Source organism: Ensifer oleiphilus, assembly GCF_013371465.1.
In the GTDB taxonomy this organism is placed as follows: Bacteria; Pseudomonadota; Alphaproteobacteria; order Rhizobiales; family Rhizobiaceae; genus Ensifer; species Ensifer oleiphilus.
Genome location: NZ_JABWDU010000004.1, coordinates 251,758 through 275,341, shown reverse-complemented (window position 1 = coordinate 275,341; position 23,584 = coordinate 251,758). Strand labels below are relative to the sequence as shown.

Annotated in this window: 25 protein-coding genes; 2 read left to right on the top strand and 23 right to left on the bottom strand. The window is 62.9% G+C overall.

Annotation, left to right across the window (positions count from 1 at the left end; genetic code table 11):
* Positions 1-46 precede the first annotated feature (46 nt).
* Positions 47-643, top strand: a complete 597-nt coding sequence (locus HT585_RS18925; RefSeq protein ID WP_176354430.1) for a TetR/AcrR family transcriptional regulator — start codon at positions 47-49, stop codon at positions 641-643.
* Between the two features lie 5 nt (positions 644-648).
* Here the strand turns inward: HT585_RS18925 and HT585_RS18920 are convergent, their stop codons facing one another.
* The 18 genes from HT585_RS18920 to sdhC all read right to left on the bottom strand — a co-directional run bounded on the left by HT585_RS18920 (position 649) and on the right by sdhC (position 18,914).
* Positions 649-1,128 carry a DUF2867 domain-containing protein gene (locus HT585_RS18920; RefSeq protein WP_176354429.1) on the bottom strand — a complete coding sequence of 160 codons (480 nt, stop codon included), beginning with the start codon at positions 1,126-1,128 and terminating at the stop codon, positions 649-651.
* 159 nt (positions 1,129-1,287) lie between these two features.
* Positions 1,288-2,694 carry a dihydrolipoyl dehydrogenase gene (gene lpdA, locus HT585_RS18915; RefSeq protein ID WP_176354428.1) on the bottom strand — a complete coding sequence of 469 codons (1,407 nt, stop codon included), beginning with the start codon at positions 2,692-2,694 and terminating at the stop codon, positions 1,288-1,290.
* A 24-nt stretch (positions 2,695-2,718) separates the two neighbouring features.
* Positions 2,719-3,471: an SDR family oxidoreductase gene (locus HT585_RS18910; RefSeq protein ID WP_176354427.1), complete on the bottom strand. Its 753-nt coding sequence runs from the start codon at positions 3,469-3,471 to the stop codon at positions 2,719-2,721.
* Complete coding sequence (locus HT585_RS18905) at positions 3,468-3,971, bottom strand: hypothetical protein (RefSeq protein WP_176354426.1); 504 nt, start codon at positions 3,969-3,971, stop codon at positions 3,468-3,470. Before HT585_RS18905 ends, HT585_RS18910 begins: the two co-directional genes overlap by 4 nt.
* Positions 3,972-3,973: 2 nt before the next feature.
* Positions 3,974-4,615, bottom strand: a complete 642-nt coding sequence (locus tag HT585_RS18900) for a LysE family translocator (RefSeq protein ID WP_176354425.1) — start codon at positions 4,613-4,615, stop codon at positions 3,974-3,976.
* Positions 4,612-5,037, bottom strand: a complete 426-nt coding sequence (locus tag HT585_RS18895; protein WP_176354424.1) for a VOC family protein — start codon at positions 5,035-5,037, stop codon at positions 4,612-4,614. The genes HT585_RS18900 and HT585_RS18895 overlap by 4 nt, the downstream gene beginning before the upstream one ends.
* A 48-nt stretch (positions 5,038-5,085) precedes the next feature.
* Entirely contained in the window at positions 5,086-5,475 is a 390-nt protein-coding gene (locus tag HT585_RS18890; protein ID WP_176354423.1) for an MAPEG family protein, read from the bottom strand.
* Between the two features lie 80 nt (positions 5,476-5,555).
* Positions 5,556-6,794 carry a 2-oxoglutarate dehydrogenase complex dihydrolipoyllysine-residue succinyltransferase gene (odhB, locus tag HT585_RS18885; protein ID WP_176354422.1) on the bottom strand — a complete coding sequence of 413 codons (1,239 nt, stop codon included), beginning with the start codon at positions 6,792-6,794 and terminating at the stop codon, positions 5,556-5,558.
* A 61-nt stretch (positions 6,795-6,855) separates the two neighbouring features.
* Complete coding sequence (locus HT585_RS18880) at positions 6,856-9,852, bottom strand: 2-oxoglutarate dehydrogenase E1 component (protein WP_176354421.1); 2,997 nt, start codon at positions 9,850-9,852, stop codon at positions 6,856-6,858.
* A 163-nt stretch (positions 9,853-10,015) separates the two neighbouring features.
* Positions 10,016-10,918, bottom strand: coding sequence for a succinate--CoA ligase subunit alpha (gene sucD / locus HT585_RS18875; protein WP_034802559.1), 903 nt, complete (start codon positions 10,916-10,918; stop codon positions 10,016-10,018).
* A gap of 17 nt (positions 10,919-10,935) precedes the next feature.
* Entirely contained in the window at positions 10,936-12,129 is a 1,194-nt protein-coding gene (sucC, locus tag HT585_RS18870) for an ADP-forming succinate--CoA ligase subunit beta (protein WP_176354420.1), read from the bottom strand.
* 110 nt (positions 12,130-12,239) lie between these two features.
* On the bottom strand, positions 12,240-13,205 hold the full coding sequence (gene mdh / locus HT585_RS18865; protein ID WP_176354419.1) for a malate dehydrogenase: 966 nt from the start codon (positions 13,203-13,205) through the stop codon (positions 12,240-12,242).
* A 183-nt stretch (positions 13,206-13,388) separates the two neighbouring features.
* Entirely contained in the window at positions 13,389-14,543 is a 1,155-nt protein-coding gene (gene zapE / locus HT585_RS18860) for a cell division protein ZapE (protein ID WP_176354418.1), read from the bottom strand.
* 62 nt (positions 14,544-14,605) lie between these two features.
* The gene (locus tag HT585_RS18855) at positions 14,606-15,151 is read right to left on the bottom strand and encodes a protease inhibitor Inh/omp19 family protein (protein ID WP_176354417.1); all 546 of its coding nucleotides are present in this window, start codon (positions 15,149-15,151) and stop codon (positions 14,606-14,608) included.
* Between the two features lie 327 nt (positions 15,152-15,478).
* Positions 15,479-16,258: a succinate dehydrogenase iron-sulfur subunit gene (locus HT585_RS18850; RefSeq protein WP_176354416.1), complete on the bottom strand. Its 780-nt coding sequence runs from the start codon at positions 16,256-16,258 to the stop codon at positions 15,479-15,481.
* An 18-nt stretch (positions 16,259-16,276) separates the two neighbouring features.
* Entirely contained in the window at positions 16,277-18,118 is a 1,842-nt protein-coding gene (gene sdhA, locus HT585_RS18845; protein ID WP_176354415.1) for a succinate dehydrogenase flavoprotein subunit, read from the bottom strand.
* 7 nt (positions 18,119-18,125) lie between these two features.
* The gene (gene sdhD, locus HT585_RS18840; RefSeq protein WP_176354414.1) at positions 18,126-18,506 is read right to left on the bottom strand and encodes a succinate dehydrogenase, hydrophobic membrane anchor protein; all 381 of its coding nucleotides are present in this window, start codon (positions 18,504-18,506) and stop codon (positions 18,126-18,128) included.
* A 12-nt stretch (positions 18,507-18,518) separates the two neighbouring features.
* Positions 18,519-18,914, bottom strand: coding sequence for a succinate dehydrogenase, cytochrome b556 subunit (gene sdhC / locus HT585_RS18835; protein ID WP_176354413.1), 396 nt, complete (start codon positions 18,912-18,914; stop codon positions 18,519-18,521).
* Between the two features lie 306 nt (positions 18,915-19,220).
* Here sdhC and HT585_RS18830 point away from each other — a divergent pair, with 306 nt between their 5' ends.
* Complete coding sequence (locus HT585_RS18830; RefSeq protein ID WP_176354412.1) at positions 19,221-19,874, top strand: hypothetical protein; 654 nt, start codon at positions 19,221-19,223, stop codon at positions 19,872-19,874.
* Between the two features lie 36 nt (positions 19,875-19,910).
* Here HT585_RS18830 and HT585_RS18825 read toward each other — a convergent pair whose 3' ends face one another.
* The 5 genes from HT585_RS18825 to tsaD all read right to left on the bottom strand — a co-directional run bounded on the left by HT585_RS18825 (position 19,911) and on the right by tsaD (position 23,547).
* Positions 19,911-20,558 (bottom strand): class I SAM-dependent methyltransferase, encoded by a 648-nt coding sequence (locus tag HT585_RS18825; protein ID WP_176354411.1) that lies wholly within the window; start codon positions 20,556-20,558, stop codon positions 19,911-19,913.
* A 62-nt stretch (positions 20,559-20,620) separates the two neighbouring features.
* Positions 20,621-21,052: an EVE domain-containing protein gene (locus tag HT585_RS18820; RefSeq protein ID WP_176354410.1), complete on the bottom strand. Its 432-nt coding sequence runs from the start codon at positions 21,050-21,052 to the stop codon at positions 20,621-20,623.
* 7 nt (positions 21,053-21,059) lie between these two features.
* Complete coding sequence (locus HT585_RS18815; protein ID WP_176354409.1) at positions 21,060-21,353, bottom strand: YciI-like protein; 294 nt, start codon at positions 21,351-21,353, stop codon at positions 21,060-21,062.
* Between the two features lie 78 nt (positions 21,354-21,431).
* On the bottom strand, positions 21,432-22,421 hold the full coding sequence (locus HT585_RS18810) for an NAD(P)H-dependent glycerol-3-phosphate dehydrogenase (protein WP_176354408.1): 990 nt from the start codon (positions 22,419-22,421) through the stop codon (positions 21,432-21,434).
* A gap of 31 nt (positions 22,422-22,452) precedes the next feature.
* Positions 22,453-23,547, bottom strand: a complete 1,095-nt coding sequence (gene tsaD / locus HT585_RS18805; protein WP_176354407.1) for a tRNA (adenosine(37)-N6)-threonylcarbamoyltransferase complex transferase subunit TsaD — start codon at positions 23,545-23,547, stop codon at positions 22,453-22,455.
* Between the last annotated feature and the right edge of the window lie 37 nt (positions 23,548-23,584).

The following is a 23,584-nucleotide window of genomic DNA, read 5'->3' as shown; positions in this document are numbered from 1 at the left end:
TGCATGTCAATTGACATACGAGACGTATGTTAACTTGGAGGGATCGATGGCACGGCGGGCGCGCAGCGACATGATCGAAGAGACGCGAGGAAAGCTGATCACGGCCGCACGCGAGGCTTTCGGTCGTCTGGGCTATGCCGAGACCTCGATGGACGACCTGACCGCTGCCGCGGGCCTGACGCGCGGCGCGCTCTACCATCATTTCGGTGACAAGAAGGGCCTGCTGCGCGCGGTTGTTTCGACCATGGATGCTGAAATGGATGAAAGGCTCAACGCCGCATCCGCGACGCTGGACCTCTGGGCAGGTTTCGTCCGGCGATGCCGGCTCTATCTCGAGACGGCACTCGAACCTGACATTCAGAGGATTGTCCTGAAGGATGCGCCAACGTTTCTCGGACCGGATTATCTGGAAACGAGCAGGCGCGCGTGCCACACTTCTTTGACCGCAAGGCTCGCCGCGATGATGGCAGATGGCGTGGTCCGCGAGGGGGATGCCGAGACCCTGGCGCACATGATCAATGGCGCCCTTGTCGATGCGGCACTCTGGATTGCAGAAGCCACCGACCCCGCCCCGCGCCTCGCCAAGGCCATCGGCAATCTCGACCTGCTTCTATCAGGATTGAAGGCACCCGGCCAAAGCTGATGCGCTCAACCCTGGCGGCCTGCCGCGCCCGCCAGCATCGTCGGCACGATCACCTTGTGAAACGGCATGACCGCCGCGAGATAAACGCGCCCGAGCGTGCTGTGGCGCCGGATCAGCGTCGTCATGCCGACGATCTGGTTGACGGCCGAACCCGCCCTGACATCGACGACGATGCGAAAATCGAGATGGGCATCGTTGAAGCCGAGCACGACCTCGTCGTCGTTTTGGGACAAGACAGGGAACGGCCCGATCAGGCCATACTTGCCCGGGGACGGTGCCTCGGTCTTCAGGCCGACCACCGACACCAGCCGGTTGCGCAGCGCAAGCAAACCGCTCACCCAGGAAGGCGAATTGCCAAGCGAGCGCTCGGCGGCCTCGATCGCCGTCAGCCCCTTTCCGTTCAGGGCAAGCTCGAAGCGATCGGCCCAATCGGCCTCTGGCAGGTGCGGGTTCGGCAGAACAACTGTGGCGGGTCTTGGCTTCATGATCCCTCGTGGCGGCAGCGACAGCAACTCCAGGACAAGGTGCCGGAATTGCGCATGGCCCGAAGCGACGGTTCTCCGTCGCAAGCGCGTGAGGTCGATGATCGCGCCGAATGAAGGCGCGGAACAGGGGGCCGCTTGTCGCAGCCCCCTGCCAAATCGTCACATATGGATCGGCTTGAAGAAAGTCGACAGCGCCGCTTCCTTGACCGCTTCCGACATGGTCGGGTGTGCGTGGCAGGTGCGGCCGAGATCTTCCGACGAACCGCCGAATTCCATCAGAACGGCGATCTCGTGGATCATTTCGCCGGCGCCGAAGCCGACGATATGGCCGCCGAGAACCCTGTCGGTTTCCTTGTCGGCAAGGATCTTGACGAAGCCGTCGGTCGCCTGCATCGCCCGCGCGCGCCCGTTGGCAGTGAACGGGAACTTGCCGACCTTGTAGGCGATGCCTGCAGCCTTCAGCTCTTCCTCGGTCTTGCCGACGGAAGCCACTTCCGGCTGGGTGTAGACGACGCCCGGAATGACATCATAGTTGACGTGGCCGGCCTGGCCCGCGAGGATTTCGGCAACCGCAACGCCCTCGTCTTCGGCCTTGTGCGCCAGCATCGGGCCGCGCACGACGTCGCCGATGGCATAGATGCCGGCAACGCTGGTCTGGAAGTGATTGTCGATCTCGACGCGGCCGCGCGGGTCCATGACGACGCCGGCTTCGGCAAGGCCGAGGCCTTCGGTGTAGGGCTTGCGGCCGGTGGCGATCAGCACGACATCGGCGTCGAGCGTGACGGCGTCACCACCCTTGACCGGTTCGAATGTCACCTTGGCGCCCTTGCCGTCCTTGACGACGCCGGTCACCTTGGCGCCGAGCTTGAATTCCATCCCCTGCTTGGCGAGCATGCGCTGGAACTGCTTGGAGACTTCGCCGTCCATGCCGCCGAGGATCGCGTCGAGATATTCGACCACGGTCACCTTGGCGCCGAGACGGGCCCAGACCGAGCCGAGTTCGAGACCGATGACGCCGCCGCCGACGACGATCATGTTGCCCGGCACCTTTTCGAGCGCAATGCCGCCGGTGGACGAGATGATCACCTTCTCGTCGATATCGACCTGAACGCCTGGAATGCCGGCAACGTCGGAGCCGGTGGCGATGACGATATTCTTGGTTTCGAGGATCTGTTCCTCGCCCTTGTCGTTGGTCACCGAGACCTTGCCCTGGCCGAGCACCTTGCCGGTGCCCTGGATGCCGTCGATCTTGTTTTTCTTGAACAGGAAGGAAACGCCCTCGACGTTGGCCTTAACGGTCGCATCCTTGTGCGCCATCATCTTTGCCAGATTGAGCTTCGGCGCGCCGACTTCGACGCCAAGCGTATCCAGGCCATGACCGGCCTGGTGGAACATTTCCGAAGCGTGCAGCAGCGCTTTCGACGGGATGCAGCCGATGTTGAGGCAGGTGCCGCCGTAGGTGGCGCGCTTTTCGACGACGCCGACCTTCAGGCCGAGCTGGGCCGCCTTGATAGCGCAGACGTAGCCGCCCGGGCCGCTGCCGATAACGATGAGATCATAAGCCATTGGATTATCCTTCCTTCAGGACGGTTACCGTCCGCCGCTGACATTGAGAATGGCTCCCGTCACGTAAGTTGCCTTATCGGATAGGAGGTAAAGAACCGCATCCGCCACTTCCTCGGCCGTGCCGGGTCGCTGGACGGGGATGGTTGACGCGAGATCGCGTGCCCGGTCCGGCAGGCCGCCGGACGCGTGGATTTCAGTATCGATGATCCCCGGGCGAACCGCGTTCACGCGCACGCCCTCGGTCGCGACTTCGCGCGCAAGACCGATCGTGAACGTGTCGATCGCGCCCTTCGAGGCGGCATAGTCGACATATTGCGCCGGCGAGCCGAGTTCGGCCGCAACCGACGAGATATTGACGATGACGCCGCCCTTGCCGCCATGGCGCGTCGACATGCGGCGAACCGCTTCGCCCGCGCACAGGATGGAGCCCGTCACATTGATGCGGAACATCCGCTCCAGCCGCTCGACCGACATTTCGTCGACGCGCTGGGTGGGGCCGACGATGCCGGCATTGTTGACCAGACCGTCGAGCCGGCCGAAGGCCTTATCGACGGCGGCAAAGATTGACTTGATATCAGTATCAGACCCGACGTCGCCCCTGACCGCAATCGCCGAACCGCCGCCCTGCCGGATCGCGGCGACAACCGCGTCGGCGGCTTGAGCGTTCGATGCGTAGTTCACGGCGACGGACCAGCCGGCTTTGGCAGCACCGAGGCAGACGGCTGCCCCGATGCCACGGCTGCCGCCGGTGACGAGAACGACGGGCGCTTCCCTCATGCGGCGCACCCCTTGAGGGTAAAGGCGTCCCAGCTGTCAACCTCCGCCTTGCCCTTGCCCCAGGCGCTCGAAGCACGAAGGGCGGGGCCGAAATCGGGAAGCAGGATCTGGTGCGCCGCCGGCGCGGTTTCGGGCGGGATCTCGGTGATCGCGCCGACCTTGTCGACGGAATAGACCGGCCCCTGCCAGACAGTGCATTTGCGGAGCTCTTCGCCGGTGACGTCTCCGGTCGGGCACTCGTGCATGACGATGCCAGTCGCGCGCTCCGGCTCACCCGATGGCATGACGACGCCATCGAGCAGCAGACCCGGTTTCAGGACGGCGATCTTGAAATGATTGCTCGTCACCGCACTTTCCGATCCCACCGGCTCGAAGCGCAGCTCGTATCCCCCATCGCGGTCGCCGTAGATGGCGCGCGCCTGACTGCACTCCGCGCCAAGCGCCGGCGTGGCAGTCAAGACGCCAAGTGCAGCAACGATCAGGCAATGGGCAATGACCATGATCAGGCAGCCTTCTCCGTCGCGAGCTTAATGCCGAGCGCGATGAACACCAGGCCGCTGGCGCGGTCGATCCACTTGCTGGCCCGTGTGAAGGCAGCCCGCATGCGCGGCGTGGTCATGAACAGGCTGACGCCGACGAACCACGCAATCAGGCAGGTCGCCATCACCAGGCCGTAGCCGAACTTGATCATGATCGGCGTGTGGGCGTGAACCACCGTCGAGAAGATCGACAGGAAGAAGAACACCGGCTTCGGATTGAGCGCATTGGCGGCAAAGCCAAGGCCGAACGCCTTAGCCGCCGACTGGCTTTTCGCGGGCTCGCCCGACGGGGCGGCATCGACGGAAATCTCCGTCTGCCCGGCCCTGAGCGCCTTGATGCCGATATAGATCAGGTAAGCGACGCCGCACCATTTGACGATGTTGAACAGGTAGATCGACTGCGAAATGATCAGCCCGAGACCGAGGATCGTATAGGTGACGTGAAACATCAGCGAGGTGCCGATGCCAAACGACGTGATGATCGCCGGACGGCGGCCATGGACGATCGATTGGCGCATGACCATCGCCAGATCGGCACCGGGCGAAACGATGGCGAAGGAAAAGATTGCCATCAGCGATGCAAGTTCGAGAAGGTGTTGGCTCATGAGTGTGCGACCGGTGCGTTGAAGGCCCAGACGTGGCCGAAGGGATCCCTGATGCGCGCATACCGCGCCTGCCAGAACGTATCCTGCGGCTCCAGCACTGTCGATGCCCCGGCGGCCGTCGCCCGCTCAAAAGCCGCATCGACATCGCCGGCTTCGGGCAGGTTGATGCTGATCGCGACGCCGGTGCCGCCAATTGTCAGTGGCGACAGCATGCTGCCACCGAATTCGGGAAACTCGTCGTGCAGCATCACCTCGCCACGAAACAGCGAAAGGTTGGCGTGCATCACCCGCTTGCCGTCTTCCGCCATCTGCTGAAAGGTGTTCACCGCGCCGAAAGCCTTCTCGTAGAAGGCGATGGCGGCCAGCCCGTCCCTGACGCAGATGTGGGCCTGGATAGGCGGTACGTCGGACCCGAATGCCATGTCGTACTCCTCCGTCCAGAGCATTTCCAGGAAATGCCTAAAAACAAACTAGGCGAGACTGCCTGCCAGCATCAGCACCAGCCCGGCCGCAGACACCGTCCACACGGCCGAGCGGATGAGCCCGAGACCGCCAATGTAAATCGGCAAATAGACGACCCTTGCCCAGAACCAGAGCATCGCGCCCCATTGAGTCAGCGCGTCGCTTCGGCCGGAAAGCTCGATCACCACGGCAAGCGCAATGAAGACCGGATAGGTCTCATGAAAGTTGCGCAGCGCCCTGGTCGCCCGTCCCGTGAAGACGTTCGGTTCGGACGTCACATCGCGATTGGTATCAGCCTCTATGATGCCATTCTGCAGCCGATAGGCACCCGCCTGCGCCATCACATAGACGATGGCGAGCACGGCGCTCCAGAGCAGATAGGTCAGTTCCAGCGACATCGCGCGATCCGGAATGAACGGGCCTGAGAAGGAAGCGGGGGCTGCGTTTGCGCCCCCGCCATTGTCTTAGAGATCGAGCCCTAGAGGTCGAGAACCAGACGTTCCGGATCCTCGAGGCTGTCCTTGACGCGCACGAGGAAGGTAACCGCTTCCTTGCCGTCAACCATGCGGTGGTCGTAGGACAGCGCCAGGTACATCATCGGACGGATAACGATCTGGCCGCCGACGACGACAGGACGGTCCTGGATCTTGTGCATGCCGAGAATGCCCGACTGCGGTGCATTCAGGATCGGCGAGGACATCAGCGAACCGTAGACGCCACCGTTGGAGATGGTGAAGGTGCCGCCCTGCATGTCGGCCATGGAGAGCTGACCATCGCGGGCAAGCTTGCCCAGGCGGCCGATGTCCTTCTCGATCTCGGCGATCGACATCTGGTCGGCATCGCGAACGACAGGAACGACAAGACCCTTGTCGGTGCCGACGGCGACGCCGATGTGGCAGAAGTTCTTGTAGATGACGTCGGTGCCATCGATCTCGGCGTTGACGGCCGGGATTTCCTTCAGCGCATGGGTGACGGCCTTGGTGAAGAAGCCCATGAAGCCGAGCTTCACGCCGTGCTTCTTCTCGAAGATGTCCTTGTAGCGGTTGCGCAGGCTCATGACCGCGCTCATGTCCACCTCGTTATAGGTGGTGAGCATGGCGGCGGTGTTCTGCGCGTCCTTGAGGCGACGGGCGATCGTCTGGCGCAGGCGAGTCATCTTGACGCGCTCTTCGCGAACGACGTCCTCGGTGGTCGACGGCGCCCGGGCCTGGACCTTGACCGGCTCGGAAGCGGCCGGGGCCGAAATGCCCTTGGCAACGGCGGCAAGCACGTCACCCTTCAAGACCTGGCCGCGCTTGCCCGAACCGTCGACCTGGTCGGCCGAGAGGTTGTTTTCGGCAAGCAGCTTGCCGGCGGACGGTGCCGGCGGCATGGAGGAAGCGGCAGGCGCTGCAGCAGCGGGCTGGGCAGCCGGAGCGGCAGCTACAGGCTCGGCCTTCTTTTCAGCTGCAGCAGCCGGAGCGGCGGCAGCAGCGCCAGCGCCAGCGGCGATCTGGCCGAGCAGCGCGCCGAGACCGACGGTCTCGCCGGCCTGGGCAACGATCTCGGTGAGAACGCCGGCAGACGGAGCCGGAACTTCGATCGTCACCTTGTCGGTTTCAAGTTCCAAGAGCGGCTCGTCTGCCTTGATGGCATCGCCGACCTTCTTGAACCAGGTGCCGACGGTCGCTTCGCTGACGGATTCGCCAAGGGTGGGAACGCGGATTTCTGTTGCCATGATTTTTGTTCCGTTGATCAGGTATCTGTTTCTATCGATTGGCGCGTCGCCAAGGGGGGCATCAGCCCCCCAGCGCGTCCTCGAGGAAGGCGGCCAGCTGCGCCATGTGCTTCGACATCAGGCCCGTTGCCGGCGATGCGGCAGCCGGACGGCCGGTGTAGCGCACGCGCTGATACTTGGCGTCGATATGGGCGAGCACCCATTCCAGGTACGGGTCGATAAACGACCAGGCGCCCATGTTCTTCGGCTCTTCCTGGCACCAGACCATCTCCGCGTTGCGGAAGCGGCTGAGCTCGTTGATCAGCGCCTTGGCCGGGAACGGATAGAGCTGTTCGACGCGCAGCAGGTAGACGTCGTCGATACCGCGCTTCTCGCGCTCTTCGAGCAGATCGTAGTAGACCTTGCCGGAGCAGAGCACGACGCGACGGATCTTGGAATCCTTCTGCAGCTTGATCGGGCCGTCCTTGATGACTTCGGCGTCATCCCACAGCAGACGGTGGAACGAGCTTTCGCCGGCCATTTCCGACAGGCTCGAAACCGCACGCTTGTGGCGCAACAGCGACTTCGGCGTCATCAGGATCAGCGGTTTGCGGAAGTCGCGCTTCACCTGGCGGCGCAGGATGTGGAAGTAGTTCGCCGGCGTCGTGACGTTGGCGACCTGCATGTTGTCTTCCGCGCAGAGCTGCAGGAAGCGTTCGAGGCGGGCGGACGAGTGCTCCGGACCCTGGCCTTCATAGCCGTGCGGCAGCAGGCAGACGAGGCCCGACATGCGCAGCCACTTGCGTTCGCCCGACGAGACGAACTGGTCAAACACGACCTGTGCGCCGTTGGCGAAGTCGCCGAACTGGGCTTCCCAGAGGGTTAGCGCGTTCGGACGGGCCAGCGAATAGCCGTATTCGAAACCGAGCACGGCCTCTTCCGAAAGCATCGAGTTGATGACTTCGTAGCGGGCCTGGGTCGGCGCGAGGTTGGCGAGCGGGATGTAGCGGTCTTCGGTCTGCTGATCGTAAAGAACCGAGTGGCGCTGCGAGAAGGTGCCGCGTTCGCAGTCCTGGCCGGACAGGCGGATCTTGGTGCCTTCGACGCAGAGCGTGCCGAACGCCAGCGCTTCGGCCATCGCCCAGTCGATCCCCTCGCCGGTTGTCACCATGTTGGCGCGGTTTTCCATAAAGCGCTGGATCGTGCGGTGGGCGTTGAAGCCCGCCGGGATCTCGGCGATCTTGCGGCCGATTTCCTTGAGCTGCTTCATCGGCACGGAGGTCTTGCCGCGACGCTGTTCGTCCTGGTTGTCAGCCGAACGCAGGCCCGACCAGACGCCATCCAGCCAGTCGGCCTTGTTGGGCTTGTAGGACTGGCCAGCCTCGAACTCCTGCTCGAGATGGGCGCGCCAGTCGGCCTTCATCTTTTCGACTTCGCCTTCGCTCATCAAGCCCTCAGCGACCAGGCGATCGGAGTAGAGCTGGACGACGGTCTTGTGGGCGCGGATGACCTTGTACATCTTCGGCTGCGTGAACGCAGGCTCGTCGCCTTCGTTATGGCCGAAGCGGCGATAGCAGAACATGTCGATGACGACAGGCTTGTGGAACTTCATCCGGAATTCGGTGGCGATCTTGGCCGCGTAGACCACCGCTTCCGGATCGTCGCCGTTGACGTGGAAAATCGGCGCCTCGATCATCTTGGCCACATCCGACGGATAAGGCGACGAGCGCGAGAAGGCCGGATTGGTGGTGAAGCCGATCTGGTTGTTGATGATGAAGTGGACCGTGCCGGCAACGCGGTGACCGCGCAGGCCCGACAGCCCGAGGATTTCGGCAATCACGCCCTGGCCCGCAAAGGCCGCATCACCGTGCAGCAAGAGCGGCATGACCTTGGCGCGTTCGCGCAGCGGGATGATGTCGCCTTCGAACACGGTCGCCATCTGATCCTGCTTGGCGCGGGCCTTGCCCATGACGACAGGGTTGACGATTTCGAGGTGCGACGGGTTGGCCGTCAGCGACAGGTGAACCTTGTTGCCGTCGAATTCGCGGTCGGAGGAAGCGCCGAGGTGGTACTTCACGTCGCCCGAACCTTCGACGTCGTCAGGCGCGTAGGAGCCGCCCTTGAATTCGTGGAAGATGGCGCGATGCGGCTTTGCCATGACCTGGGACAGCACGTTCAGGCGGCCGCGGTGGGCCATGCCGAGAACGATTTCCTTCAGGCCTTCCTGGCCACCGCGCTTGATGATCTGCTCGAGCGCCGGGATCAGCGATTCGCCGCCGTCGAGACCGAAGCGCTTGGTGCCCTTGTACTTGACGTCGATGAACTGCTCGAAGCCTTCCGACTCGATCAGTTTCTGCAGGATCGCCTTCTTGCCTTCGGGCGTGAAGTCGACGCCCTTGTCCGGGCCTTCGATGCGCTCCTGGATCCAGCCCTTCTCTTCCGGGTTGGACATGTGCATGAATTCGACGCCGATCGTCGAGCAATAGGTGCGCTCGAGGATTTCGACCATCTCGCGAATGGTCGCGTATTCGAGGCCGAGCACGTTGTCGATGAAGATCTTGCGGTCGAGATCCTTCTCCTCGAACCCGTAGTTCGAGGGCGAAAGCTCGTTGTAGTCATCGACCGGGGCAGCAAGGCCGAGCGGATCGAGCTTGGCATGCAGGTGGCCACGCGCACGATAGGCGCGGATCATCATGATGGCGCGAACCGAATCGCGCGTCGCCTGATGGATATCGGCAGCGCTCGCCGCGGTTCCGGTGGCGGCAGCGGCTTCTTCAGCCTTCGCCTTCACCTTCTTCTCGATGACCTTTTCGACCGTGCCCCAGTCGCCGTCGAGCGCGGAGACCAGCTCGCCATTGGCGACGATCGGCCAGTTGGGCTTCTTCCAGGAGGCGCCCTTGGCGGCCTTCACCACGTCTTCAGGCTTGTCGGCCAGTGCCTTGAAGAAGGCCTGCCATTCAGCCGAGACGGACGATGGATCCGTTTCGTAGCGTGCATAGAGCTGCTCGATATAGGCGGCGTTCGCGCCGTCCAGAAACGATGTGAGCTGGAATTGCTCGTTGGCCTCTTGCCTTGCCATGGGTTCTCGCGGACGTTTTGGTCCGCCTCCTGACTTAAGTTGGGATGCCGGGTTTTCCCGGTCGTTCATCATTATAGGGCGCCTCTTGTGCGCCCTGCATGCGTCATAACTGCGGTCGTCGGGGCCGGCTCATGTCGCCAGCCCCGACGGCGCTTATGTAAGGTCAGCCCTTGAGGACTTCGACCAGCGTCTTGCCGAGGCGTGCCGGCGACGGCGACACGCGGATGCCTGCCTGCTCCATCGCAGCGATCTTGGATTCAGCATCGCCCTTGCCGCCGGAAACGACAGCACCGGCGTGACCCATGGTGCGTCCCTTCGGCGCGGTACGGCCCGCGATGAAGCCGGCCATCGGCTTCTTGCGACCCTTCTTGGCTTCGTCGATGAGGAACTGCGCCGCATCTTCTTCAGCCGAGCCGCCGATTTCGCCGATCATGATGATCGAGGTCGTGGCTTCGTCGGCGAGGAACATCTCGAGCACGTCGATGAACTCGGTGCCCTTGACCGGGTCGCCGCCGATGCCGACGGCCGTCGTCTGGCCGAGGCCTTCGTTGGAGGTCTGGAACACGGCTTCATAGGTCAGCGTGCCGGAGCGCGAGACGATACCGACCGAACCCTTGCGGAAGATCGAGCCCGGCATGATGCCGATCTTGCATTCTTCCGGCGTCAGGATGCCGGGGCAGTTCGGGCCGAGCAGGCGCGACTTGGAGCGGTCGAGACGAGCCTTGACGCGCACCATGTCGGCAACCGGGATGCCTTCGGTGATGCAGGTGATGAACGGGATTTCGGCATCGATCGCCTCGATGATCGCGTCCGCGGCACCTGCCGGCGGAACGTAGATCACGGATGCGTCCGCACCGGTCTTTTCACGGCCTTCGGCAACCGACGCGAAGATCGGCAGGCTTTCGCCCTTGGAGCCGGTCCAGGTTTCGCCGCCCTTCTTCGGGTGAATGCCGCCGACCATCTGCGTGCCGTAGTAGGCAAGCGCCTGTTCGGTGTGGAAGGTGCCGGTCTTGCCGGTCAGGCCCTGAACGAGGACCTTGGTGTTCTTGTTGACGAGAATCGACATGTGGTCTGGTCCTTCAGTTAGCCGTTGATCGCGGCGACGATCTTCTTGGCAGCGTCATCCAGATCGTCGGCGGCGGTGATCGCCAGGCCGGATTCGTTCAGGATCTTCTTGCCAAGTTCGACATTCGTGCCTTCGAGACGCACGACCAGCGGAACCTTGAGGCCGACTTCCTGCACGGCGGCAACGACACCTTCAGCGATGACGTCGCACTTCATGATGCCGCCGAAGATGTTGACGAGGATACCCTCGACCTTCGGGTCGGCCGTGATGATCTTGAAGGCTGCCGCAACCTTCTCCTTGCCGGCGCCGCCGCCGACGTCGCAGAAGTTCGCCGGCTCCTTGCCGTAGAGCTTGATGATGTCCATCGTCGCCATGGCAAGGCCCGCGCCGTTGACCATGCAGCCGATGTTGCCGTCGAGCGCCACATAGGCGAGGTCCCACTTGGAGGCCTCGATTTCCTTGGCGTCTTCTTCGGTTTCGTCGCGCAGCGCCTTGATGTCGTCGTGGCGGAAGAGCGCGTTGCCGTCGAAAGAGACCTTGGCATCGAGAACGCGCACGCGGCCGTTCTTCATGACGATCAGCGGGTTGATCTCGAGCAGGCTCATGTCCTTTTCGACAAAGGCCTTGTAGAGGATCGGGAAGAGCTTTTCGGCGTCAGCCTTGGCTTCGCCTTCGAGCTTCAGGGCCGAGGTGAGCTTGGCGAGGTCAGCGGCGGTGACGCCGGCTTCCGGGTTGATCGCGACGTTGACGATCTTTTCCGGCGTGTCGTGCGCAACTGCTTCGATGTCCATGCCGCCTTCCGTCGAAACGACGAAGGCAACCTGGCCGACCGAGCGGTCGACGAGCAGCGACAGATAGAGTTCGCGTTCGATGTCGGCGCCATCCTCGATGTAGAGGCGGTTCACCTGCTTGCCGGCAGGGCCGGTCTGCGCGGTGACGAGCGTGTTGCCGAGCATGTCCTTGGCGTGTGCCTTGGCTTCATCGATCGAGAAAGCAAGACGAACGCCGCCCTTGGCGTCGGGGCTGAGTTCCTTGAACTTGCCCTTGCCGCGGCCGCCGGCGTGGATCTGGCTCTTGACGACGTAGAGCGGGCCCGGGAGCGCCTTGGCAGCAGCTTCTGCCTCGTCGGCGGAGAAGATCGCGACACCTTCCGCGACCGGCGCGCCGTAGCTCTTCAGGAGAGCCTTGGCCTGATATTCATGAATGTTCATGGTGTTTTTCCTGTCTGGAGCAGACTGCAGACAGGAAAAACACCCGCCCGCAAGAATGCGGCAAAAACAAAAGGTTGAGCGGATGCAACCATCCGCTCAACGGGACGCGATTACTGCTTCAGGCTCGGTGCGATGGTGATGCAGGCTTCGCAAAGGCCGGCGACAGAAGCGACCGACTTGTCGAAAGCTTCCTTCTCGGCCTTGTTGAGATCGATCTCGATGATGCGCTCGACGCCGCCGGCACCGATGACGGTGGGAACGCCGACATACATGTCCTTGACGCCGTACTGGCCGGTCAGGTGTGCCGCGCAAGGCAGAACGCGCTTCTTGTCCTTGAGGTAGGCTTCGGCCATCTCGATCGCCGAAGCGGCCGGTGCGTAGTAGGCAGAGCCGGTCTTGAGCAGGCCGACGATTTCGGCGCCGCCGTCACGGGTGCGCTGGATGATTTCTTCCAGGCGCTCCTTGGTGACCCAGCCCATCTGCACGAGGTCGGTCAGCGGGATGCCGGCAACGGTCGAGTAGCGGGCGAGCGGCACCATGGTGTCGCCGTGGCCGCCGAGAACGAAGGCGGTGACGTCCTGGACCGAAACGTTGAATTCCTGCGCGAGGAACAGGCGGAAGCGGGCGCTGTCGAGAACGCCGGCCATGCCGACGACCTTGTTCTTCGGCAGGCCGGAGAACTTCTGCAGCGCCCAGACCATGGCGTCCAGCGGGTTGGTGATGCAGATGACGAAGGCGTTCGGGGCGTATTTCTTGATGCCCGCGCCAACCTGTTCCATGACCTTGAGGTTGATGCCGATCAGATCGTCGCGGCTCATGCCCGGCTTGCGGGCGACGCCGGCGGTGACGATGCAGACATCGGCGCCTTCGATGGCGGAATAGTCGCTGGCACCCGTCAGGTTCGCGTCGAAGCCTTCGACCGGCGAGGACTGAGCGATGTCGAGACCCTTGCCCTGCGGGATGCCGTCGGCGATGTCGAAGAGGACGATGTCGCCCAGTTCCTTCAGGCCGGCGAGATGCGCCAGCGTGCCACCAATCATCCCTGAACCGATAAGTGCGATCTTGTTGCGCGCCATGAAAGTGCTTCCTTTGTGATCCCAAACTGATCGAGGCCTGAAACGCCGCAAACGCCAAACCTTCGCCGGAAGCCATTAAACGGCAATCGTTAAAATATCAATCGATACTTTTGGATGGAACAATTTCAATCGGTTAGATGACAAAATTCTTACGTAAACGTAAGAATTTCCGTCATGCGCGCGTCACGAAACCGCAATATTTTCAGGATGTTCTGCCGCATATTCCGCGCTCTGCATCTCGATCAGCCGCGATACGGTGCGGTCGAACTCGAAGCCTTCAGTGCCTTTCTTCAGCGTCAAAAGGTGCTGCGGTTCGGCAGCGGCCGAGGCAAAGAGACGGGCGCCATTGTCGTAGAGCGTATCGACCAGCAGGATGAAGCGCTTGGTTTCATTGCGCATATGCGGCCCGAGATGCGGCACATGGTCGACGAACAGGGTCGAATAGCGCTCGAGGATCGCCAGATAGTCGGCGGCCCCCAGCGGCTGCTGGCAAAGGTCGGCGAAGCTGAAACGGGCGGCCTTTCCGGCCGCCGCCGGCACCGGGATCTTGCGCCCCTTGCGCGGCACCTCGGCGGGCGCAGCGGCAGCGCCTGCCGTCTGCCGGCTCCAGGCCTGCGCCATCGCCGCGTCGGCGTCGGGTCCGAGCGGAGAAATCCAGACCGGGCTCCCGTCCGTCTTCATCAGGCGGTAGTCCGTATCAGTGTCGAGAGAGATGATCTCGGTGTTCGCCTTCAGGAGATCGATGAACGGCAGGAAGAGCCCGCGGTTGAGACCGTCGCGATAAAGATTGTCCGGCGCCACGTTGGAGGTCGCCACGAGTACGCAGCCCTTGGCGAAGAGCTCGCTGAACAGCCGGGCGAGGATCATTGCATCGGCAATGTCGGTGACCGTGAACTCGTCGAAGCATAGAAGCCGCGCTTCGCCGAAGAGTTCCGAAGCGACAGGCGGGATCGGATCGGCCTGCTTCGTCTCGCCGTTCTTCAGCTTCTGCCGGTGCTTGTAGATCCGCTCGTGCACATCGGCCATGAACTCGTGAAAATGCGCCCGGCGCTTGCGCTGGATCGGCACCGCCTCGAAGAACATGTCCATCAGCATGGTCTTGCCGCGGCCGACGCCGCCGTGGATGTAGAGGCCCTTGACCGGTGGATGATCCTTCTTTCGCGAGGCAAAGAGCCAGCCGAGCGCATTGGTCTTGCGCGACGGCCTGCTCGCTAAGAGTTCTGCGGATAGATGATCGAATCGCCGCGCGATCGCGAACTGGGCGGGATCGCGTTTTCGCTCACCGCTCAGAACGAGAGTTTCGAGCTTGCGATGGATACTGTCGTCAGGATTGAGCACGTCTCACCCGAGCTGGACCGGAAAACAGGAAGCCCGGCGATGAGCCGGGCTGGATCAGGTCGTTAACGGCTGAGGCTGACCGGCTGGCCGCCATTGGTCGAGCCGTCGAAGCGCGCGTCGGCCGTCTTGTAGAGGCGGGCAATGGCGTTGCCGGTGCGATCCTTGAGCACGACCTGCTTGCCGGCCACTTCCCAGGAACCCATGGCCGTCAGCTCGCCGGCGCAGCCACGTGTGCCGCCGCGCGAGCCGCTGCCGAGGTTGGTGAGCGTCAGGAACATGTCGCAGGAGCTGCCGGCGCTCGAAACGCGCCAGTTGCCGACCATCGATTCCTTGGTCACATCGAGACCGCCCCCAGCGGCAGCAGCAACCTGCGTGCCGGCCGCCTGCGCGCCACCGGCGACCGCCGTTCCAGCCGTCGGTGCAGCCGGGAATTGTGACGTGTTGCCTGTGGGATCAGGAAGCTGGTTCGACGAGACCGACGGTACGGGCTGGGCCTGGAGGGGAGCAGGTGAAGAATCCTGGGCGCTGAAGCCACCCATGGATGTCCGCTGGCATCCGGTCAGCGCAAGCACAACCGCCAGCCCCGCCGCCGCATGAATAACCCGCATATCTTTACTCCCGATGTGTTCCGCGAACCATGATGCAACGCGATAATATAGGCCGAAATACAGCAAATCCACCTGTCAAATCAAGGGACGACGATTCAATGACACCTGTTGCAGGATTGAAACGTCTACGGGAACGGACAATCACGACTTCAGGCCAGTATCATCTTGCTTCAGGCGATCGAAACGACTGTCTTTCACCGGCACAATCAACGATTGCCGGCGAAAGGCAAGGCCGTCCAGACCGCCTCCCTTCATGCGAGGGAGAGGAAATGCAAACGGCGGGCACAAGGCCCGCCGCGACATGCGATAGCTTTGGAATGCGCCGGATCAGACCCGACGCTCGACCAGCATCTTCTTGATCTCGCCGATTGCCTTGGCCGGGTTGAGCCCCTTCGGACAGGCCTGGGCGCAGTTCATGATCGTGTGGCAGCGATAGAGCCGGAAAGGATCCTCGAGATTGTCGAGGCGCTCGCCGGTCGCTTCATCGCGGCTGTCGATCAGCCAGCGATAGGCCTGCAGCAGGACAGCCGGACCGAGGTAACGGTCGCCGTTCCACCAATAGCTCGGACAGGAGGTCGAGCAGCAGGCGCACAGGATGCATTCGTAGAGGCCATCGAGCTTGAGGCGATCCTCATGGCTCTGCTTCCATTCCTTGGCGGGCGTCGGCGTCACCGTCTTCAGCCACGGCTCGATCGAGCGGTGCTGAGCGTAGAAGTGGGTGAGATCCGGAACCAGATCCTTGACGACGGGCATGTGCGGCAGCGGATAGACCTTCACGGCGCCGGTGACCTCATCCATGCCCTTGGTGCAGGCAAGCGTGTTGGTGCCGTCGATGTTCATGGCGCACGAACCGCAGATGCCTTCGCGGCAGGAGCGGCGCAGCGTCAGCGTCGGGTCGATCTTGTTCTTGATATAGAGCAGACCGTCGAGCACCATCGGGCCGCAATCGTCGATATCGATATAGAAGGTATCGATACGCGGATTGGCGCCATCGTCCGGGTTCCAGCGATAGATACGGTATTCGCGAACATTGGTCGCGCCTTCCGGCTTCGGCCAAACCTTGCCTTCGGTCATCTGAGAGTTCTTGGGGAGAGCGAGTTCAACCATGTGCCTAAATCCTCAAGATCAGTAGACGCGTGCCTTGGGCTCGATCTTTTTCGGATCGATGCCTTCGGCGATCAGGTCGGTATGGACAGGGCGATAGTCGAGCTTGACGTCGCCGGCCTCGTTGACCCAGGCGAGTGTGTGCTTGCGCCAATTGACGTCGTCACGGCCGCCGAGCGCACCGCCGGTATAGTCCTCGCGGGCGTGCGAGCCACGGCTCTCCTTGCGCGCTTCGGCGCCGTAGATCGTGGTGATGGCGTTTGCCATCAGGTTCTGCAGTTCCAGCGTCTCGACGAGGTCGGAGTTCCAGATCATCGAGCGGTCGGTGACCTTGACGTCCGGCAGTTCCTTCCAGATCGCAGAGATGCGCTTGCATCCCGATTCCAGCGATTCCTGCGTGCGGAACACGGCGGCGTCTTCCTGCATGGCGCGCTGCATCTTTTCGCGCAGCACCGCCGTCGGCGTCGAGCCGTTGGCATGACGCTGGGCGTCGAAGCGGGCCATGATCCTGTCGCAGGCGGCAACGTTGAGCGCCGGCACCGCTTCGTTTCGGTCGATGACCTGACCGGCGCGAATGGCGGCGGCCCGGCCGAAGACCACCAGGTCGATCAGCGAGTTGGAGCCGAGACGGTTGGCGCCGTGCACCGAGGCGCAGCCGGCTTCGCCCACGGCCATCAGGCCGGGCGCTATGCGCTCGGGGTTCTGGCTGTCGGCGTTCAAGACTTCGCCCCAGTAGTTGGTCGGCACGCCGCCCATGTTGTAGTGCACGGTCGGCAGAACCGGGATCGGCTCGCGGGTGACGTCGACGCCGGCAAAGATTTTTGCCGATTCCGAGATGCCCGGCAGGCGTTCGTGCAGCACGGCCGGATCGAGATGGTCGAGATGCAGGAAGATGTGATCCTTGTTGCGACCGACGCCGCGGCCTTCGCGGATTTCCATCGTCATGCAGCGCGAAACCACGTCACGCGACGCCAGGTCCTTGGCCGACGGCGCATAGCGCTCCATGAAGCGCTCGCCTTCGGAGTTGACGAGGTAACCGCCTTCGCCGCGCGCACCCTCGGTGATCAGGCAGCCGGCACCGTAGATGCCGGTCGGGTGGAACTGGACGAATTCCATGTCCTGCAGCGGCAGGCCGGCGCGCGCGATCATGCCGCCACCGTCGCCGGTGCAGGTATGCGCCGAGGTTGCCGAGAAGTAGGCGCGGCCGTAGCCGCCCGTCGCCAGCACCACCATCTTGGCGGAGAAGCGGTGGATCGTGCCGTCGTCGAGGTTCCAGGCGACGACGCCGGTGCAGCGACCGTCATCCGACATGATCAGGTCCAGCGCGAAATACTCGATGAAGAACTCGGCATTGTTGCGCAGCGCCTGGCCGTAGAGCGTGTGCAGGATGGCGTGACCGGTACGGTCGGCTGCCGCACAGGTGCGCTGCACCGGCGGGCCTTCGCCATAGTTCTGCATGTGGCCGCCGAACGGCCGCTGGTAGATCTTGCCTTCCTCGTTGCGCGAGAACGGCACGCCGTAGTGCTCGAGCTCATAGACCGCCTTCGGCGCTTCCATGGCGAGATACTGCATGGCGTCAACGTCGCCGAGCCAGTCGGAGCCCTTGACGGTGTCGTAGAGGTGCCACTGCCAGCTGTCCGGCGTCATGTTCTGCAGAGAGGCGGCGATGCCGCCCTGGGCGGCAACCGTGTGCGAGCGCGTCGGGAAGACCTTGGTGATGCAGGCCGTCTTCAGGCCCTGCTCTGCCATGCCGAGCGTGGCGCGCAGACCCGCGCCGCCGGCGCCGACGACGACAACGTCGAAAGCGTGATCGACATACTGGTAGGCCTTGCCGTTTGCAGCGGGTGAACTGTTCGATGCCATGACGAAATTACCCTGCAAAAGCGATCTTGAGGATGGCGAAAAGACAGAGCCCGCCAACCAAGATCGCGAAAAATGTGTTGAGCATGAGAAGGGCGATCTTCGCGCCTTCGCCGTGCACGTAGTCCTCGATGATCACCTGCATGCCGAGCTTCATGTGGATCAGGCCCGAAAGCAGGACCATCCCCATGATGACGGCGACGAAGGGGTTCGAAAGCGCCGAGACGACTTCCGCATAGGGAGCGCCGGCGTAGCGAACGAGGAAGATGACGAAGAAGATCAACAGCGGCACGTTGGCGACCGCCGTGACGCGCTGGCGCCAGAAATGATCGGTGCCTTCCTTGGCGGAGCCGTAGCCGCGGACCTTGCTGAGAGGTGTGCGCATGTTCATGGTGTTGTCCCCTCAGTACCGCACGAGATAGCCGATGAGCCAGATCAGCACGGTGAGTGCGACCGAGCCCACGATCGTGGCCTTCGCCATCTTGGTGGCAAAATGCTTCTCGTAGCCGTAGCCGAGATCCCACATGAAGTGACGCAGGCCGCCGAGCATATGGTGCACCAGCGCCCAAGTGTAGCCGAAGAGCACCAGCTTGCCGATGAGCGTGCCGAACAGCCAGCTGACCCACTCATAATAGGCTTCGCCGGACGCGGCAGCGATCAACCACCAGGCGACGAGAATGGTGCCGAAGTAGAGCGCGCCGCCGGTAATGCGGTGCACAATGGACATCACCATCGTCGGGATCGGTTTATAGATTTGAAGATGCGGCGACAGCGGCCGGCTTCTTGTGACATCCGTCATCGGAACCTCACGGAAATGCCCGGATATCCGCCCAAAAAGTGGACGACTTTAGTCCGGTATCGCACCTGATTGTGCGCAATTCAGTCCTTCGGACCTTTAATCACCATATTGCTTAACGACAAGTGTGTTTGCAGTGCAAAATCAATTTAATCGATTAGACGAAAAGCGGCATTTTCAGGTCCGACCGAGACACCGCGTCCAATTAACGATACGCGCGAAAACCATAACCAAATCCGTGACTTTCCAGCGAAATTGCCCCAGAGTGCTCTTAACGATTTGTTAAGCGTTTTTCGGAGGGCGGACAGGATGTTTCTGTTTCGAGCAATCCATGCGACCAAAGTTCTAGCACTTGCGGGCCTGCTTGTCGCGACTGCCTGCCTGCCGGTCAACGCAGGAGACTGGGGTGGCTCGCTGGAAGTGCAGTCTCGCGGCCGACACATCCGGCTCGATTCGCACCGCTCCTTCAGCCGCCACGAATTCGACCGCATGGGTTATCGCGCCATGCGCGGCGGCAATTCGATATCGCGCAACGATTGGACCGTGCAGAACGGACTGCCGGAGGTGAATAGCCGCGTGCGACACATCCGCCTTCCCAAATATCGTCCGTATCCCGGGCACTATGGCGAGCGACTGCGCTATCGCGACGGCTGGGCGCGCGAGCGCTCGGCGAGCACGATCTGGACATCGGGCGACCGCTACAATCGCCGCCCGGATAGCTACGGCGGCGACGGCTTTCCCGATACGATCGGCAGCATCGGCACCTATGCCGGTGGCATTTCGGCCTACAGGGACCCGGGCAACGGCATCTATTTCAGCCAGGAAGGCAACTACAGCTATTACGACGACGGGCAGTTCGCGCCGCCACCAAAGGTAAACCGCGCAAAGATCATCGTCGTGTCACCGAGAACGCTCAATCGCGCCTGTGCCTTCGAGCACGGCGTCTGCGTTATCCGACGTTAGCGGCACCGTGGCTGTCGATCGGACTCTGCACGGCCCCTATGCGCCGAACCGCCAAACCGTGGTGCGCTTGACCTCGCTGTCCTCAAGCGCCCTTGTGACAGGCACCTCATAAGTCGCGAGCGCCGTCATCCGGTCGCGCGGACAATAGGAGCGGCCGGGATCACCGACGATGACCGTCGCACCGCCCGAAGCGAGCGCCGTGAACCAGGGCAGCAGGCGCTCGGCAAAGGACTTGTCGTAGAACACGTCACCGGCGAGGTAGAGATCAGCGGCCAGATCGCGGCCGGTGATATCCTCAGCGGTATAGGCGATCTCGACGTCGTTGAGCTCTGAATTGAGCCGAACCGCCGTCTCGGCCCAGGGATCGATATCGGCGGCAAGCACCGAGGCCGCCCCCGCCTTCATCGCAGCAATCGCCACCAGCCCGGATCCAGACGCGAAATCGACGACGCGCCGGCCGCGCACGACCTCCGTATGATCGAGGACGTAACGCGCAAGCCCCTGCCCGCCGGCCCAGGCAAAGGCCCAGAACGGCGGTGGCAGACCGATCTCCTCCAGTTCCTCCTCCGTCTTCAGCCAGAGTTCGTGCGCTTCCGTCGCCAGATGCAGCCGGACTTCCGGCACATGCGGCGGCGACAGAACGCCGGTGTTGGCACGAATGAAGCTTTCGGGATCGGTCTTCAAGAAAAGCTCCGGGCGTGCGTGGTCCGATAAAGAGCTTCGGACGGACTACGCGGAAAACAGGATTAGCGCGGCGGATTGTCGAACCCGGCCATGCGGCAGACTTCGATCCACTCATCCTCGGTGACCGGCTGCACCGAAAGGCGCATGCTGGTGACCAGCGCCATGTTGGAGAGCTTGGGATTATCCTTGATCTCCTTCAGCGTCACCGGGCGCGGCACGTCGCGCACAGCGCGAATGTCGACGCAATCCCAGCGGGCATCGCCCTCGGCCGTCGAATCCGGATGCGACAGCGCGCAGACCTCGGTGATCCCGACGATCTCGAGCCCCTCGTTCGAGTGGTAGAAGAAGCCCTTGTCGCCGATCTGCATCGCCCGCATGTTGTTGCGTGCGAGGTAGTTGCGAACACCGGTCCATTCGGTGCCCCTTTCGCCCGCGTCCTTCTGCATCTGCCATGACCACTTGAAGGGCTCGGATTTGTAAAGCCAGAACGCCATTCTTGCCTCAAGCCTCTGGGTTGTTGAAGACCCAGTTGAAGGCCTTGATTTCGACGTTGGAGAACAGGCCGGCCTTGGCATAAGGATCGGCTTCGGCGATGGCGCGCGCATCGTCGATCGTCTCGGCCTTGACGATCACCAGGCTGCCGGTCGGCTTGCCGTCGTCGCCGAGGAAGGGACCTGCCATCTTCAGGATGCCCTTGGCATTGAGGTCGTTGAGATAGGCGACGTGATCCGGCCGCGTGTCGAGCCGAAGCTGCAGCGCGCCTGATTTGTCGGTGCATTGAAGTGCGAAAAGCATGCTTCCTCCTAAGTTTTCGTTTGGCGCGGGATGCCGGCGGACAACCGCCTGGCACTTTTCCTCATCCCGTCGACCGGTTCATTCCTGGGTGATCGGACGGGACATCAATTGTTCAAGGGCGGTGCGCACATCGAGCCTTCCGTCGATGATGGCGGCAACCGCCTCGGTGATCGGCATCTCGACGCCGAGCTCGCGCGCGACCCGGGCGGCCACCGAGGCGGCAAAGGCGCCTTCGACAAGTTCGCCCTGGCGCCCGCTGGCACGGCCGTCCTTGCCAAGCGCGATGCCGAAGCGCAGGTTGCGCGACTGGTGGCTGGTTGCCGTCAGAACGAGATCGCCGAGCCCGGAGAGGCCGCGAACCGTATCGGCGTCCCCGCCTTCGGCGACGACGAAGCGGGACATTTCCGCAAGACCGCGCGAGATCAGCGCCGCCCTGGCGCTATCGCCAAGCCCGGCGCCCTCGACGATGCCGCAGGCAATGGCCAGCACGTTCTTCAGCGCGCCGCCAAGCTGCACGCCGATGCGATCTTCTGATGGGTAGAGACGGAAGGTCGGACCGGACAGCGCCTCGGCAAGCAGCGTCGCCGTCTCGTTGGCGGCGGCAGCGACCACCATTGCCGTCGGCAACCCCTTGGCGATATCGGCCGCAAAGCCGGGGCCGGAGAGCACGCCGATGCCGTGTCCCGGCAATTCCTCCAGAAGCACGTCGGTCAGGAGGCGGCCGGTCGCCTGCTCCATGCCCTTGGCGCAAGTGACGATCGTCGCCTGAGCGTTGATCGATGGGCCGTATTGGCGCGCGGCTTCGCGGTGCGCCTGCGACGGCATGACGAACAAAACGATCTCGGCATCGCCAAGCACCGCGACATCGGCGCTGTGCTTGAGGCCTGCAGGCAGGTCGATGCCCGGAAGCGCCGGCTCGTTGCGGCCAGTTCGCCGGCACTCCTCCGCGGTCTCTTCCCGCCGGGCGAGAAGGGTCACGTCGCTCCCGTCGGCGGATGCTGCGACTGCAGCAAGCGCCGTGCCGAAGGCACCGGCGCCGACCACCACGATCTTCGGATTGGTGTTCATAGTCTGTCCATCATGCCCCGGCGGATTTCCGTCATGCCTTGGCGCCGCGCTTGCCGGAACCGAGCAAGGTCTGCGCCTGGTGGTCGAGCGGCCAGCGCGAGCGCGGCGCAACGTCGAGATCGTCGGCCGGCAGGCCGGCGGCAAACCGCTCGGCACCCGCCCAGGCGATCATCGCGGCATTGTCGGTGCAAAGCGCAAGCGGCGGCGCGATGAAATCGAAGCCGTTCCTGTCGCAGAGCTCCTGCAGCGTTGCCCTCAGCACCTGATTGGCCGCAACGCCGCCGGCAACGACGAGGGCAGGCTTTTCGACGGACGCATGATCCGTCTTGAACCGCTTCAAGCCACGGCCGATCCGATCCTTGAGCGTGCGCGAGATCGCCCGCTGGAACGAGGCGCAGATGTCGGCGATGTCCTGTTCCGTCACCGGTTCCAGCGACTGCGCTGCCTGGCGCACCGCCGTCTTCAGGCCGGAGAAGGAGAAGTCGAGCCTGGCATCGCCGACCAGCGGCCGTGGAAAATTAAACCGTTCGGCATTGCCGTTCACCGCCGCGCGCTCGACGGCGGGGCCGCCGGGATAGGGAAGGCCGAGGAGCTTCGCCGTCTTGTCGAAGGCTTCGCCGAGCGCATCGTCGATCGTCGTGCCCCAGCGCTCGTAGTCGCCGACGCCCTTGACCAGGATCAGCTGGGTGTGACCGCCCGAGACGAGCAGCATCAGATAGGGAAAGGAAAGACCATCGGTCAGCCGCGCGGTCAGCGCATGACCCTCAAGGTGGTTGACGGCATAGAGCGGCTTGCCGGTTGCCCGGGCGATCGCCTTGCCGGTCATCAGCCCGACGATCAGGCCGCCGATCAGACCGGGACCACTTGTCGCAGCAATGGCATCGATGTCGTCGAGCGTGACGCCGGCGCGTAAGAGCGCCTCCTCGATCAGCGTGTCGAGCGCCTCGACATGGGCGCGCGCTGCGATCTCCGGAACCACGCCGCCATAGGCGCTATGCTCTTCCAACTGGCTCAAGACGACGTCGCCGAGGATGCTTCCCTGGCCGTTTTCGTCGCGCAGCACGACGGAAGCTGCGGTTTCGTCGCAGCTTGTTTCTATGCCGAGAATGCGCATGGGCGAGGACATCAGGAACTACTCAAAGATTGCGGTCGCACCGAAAGGT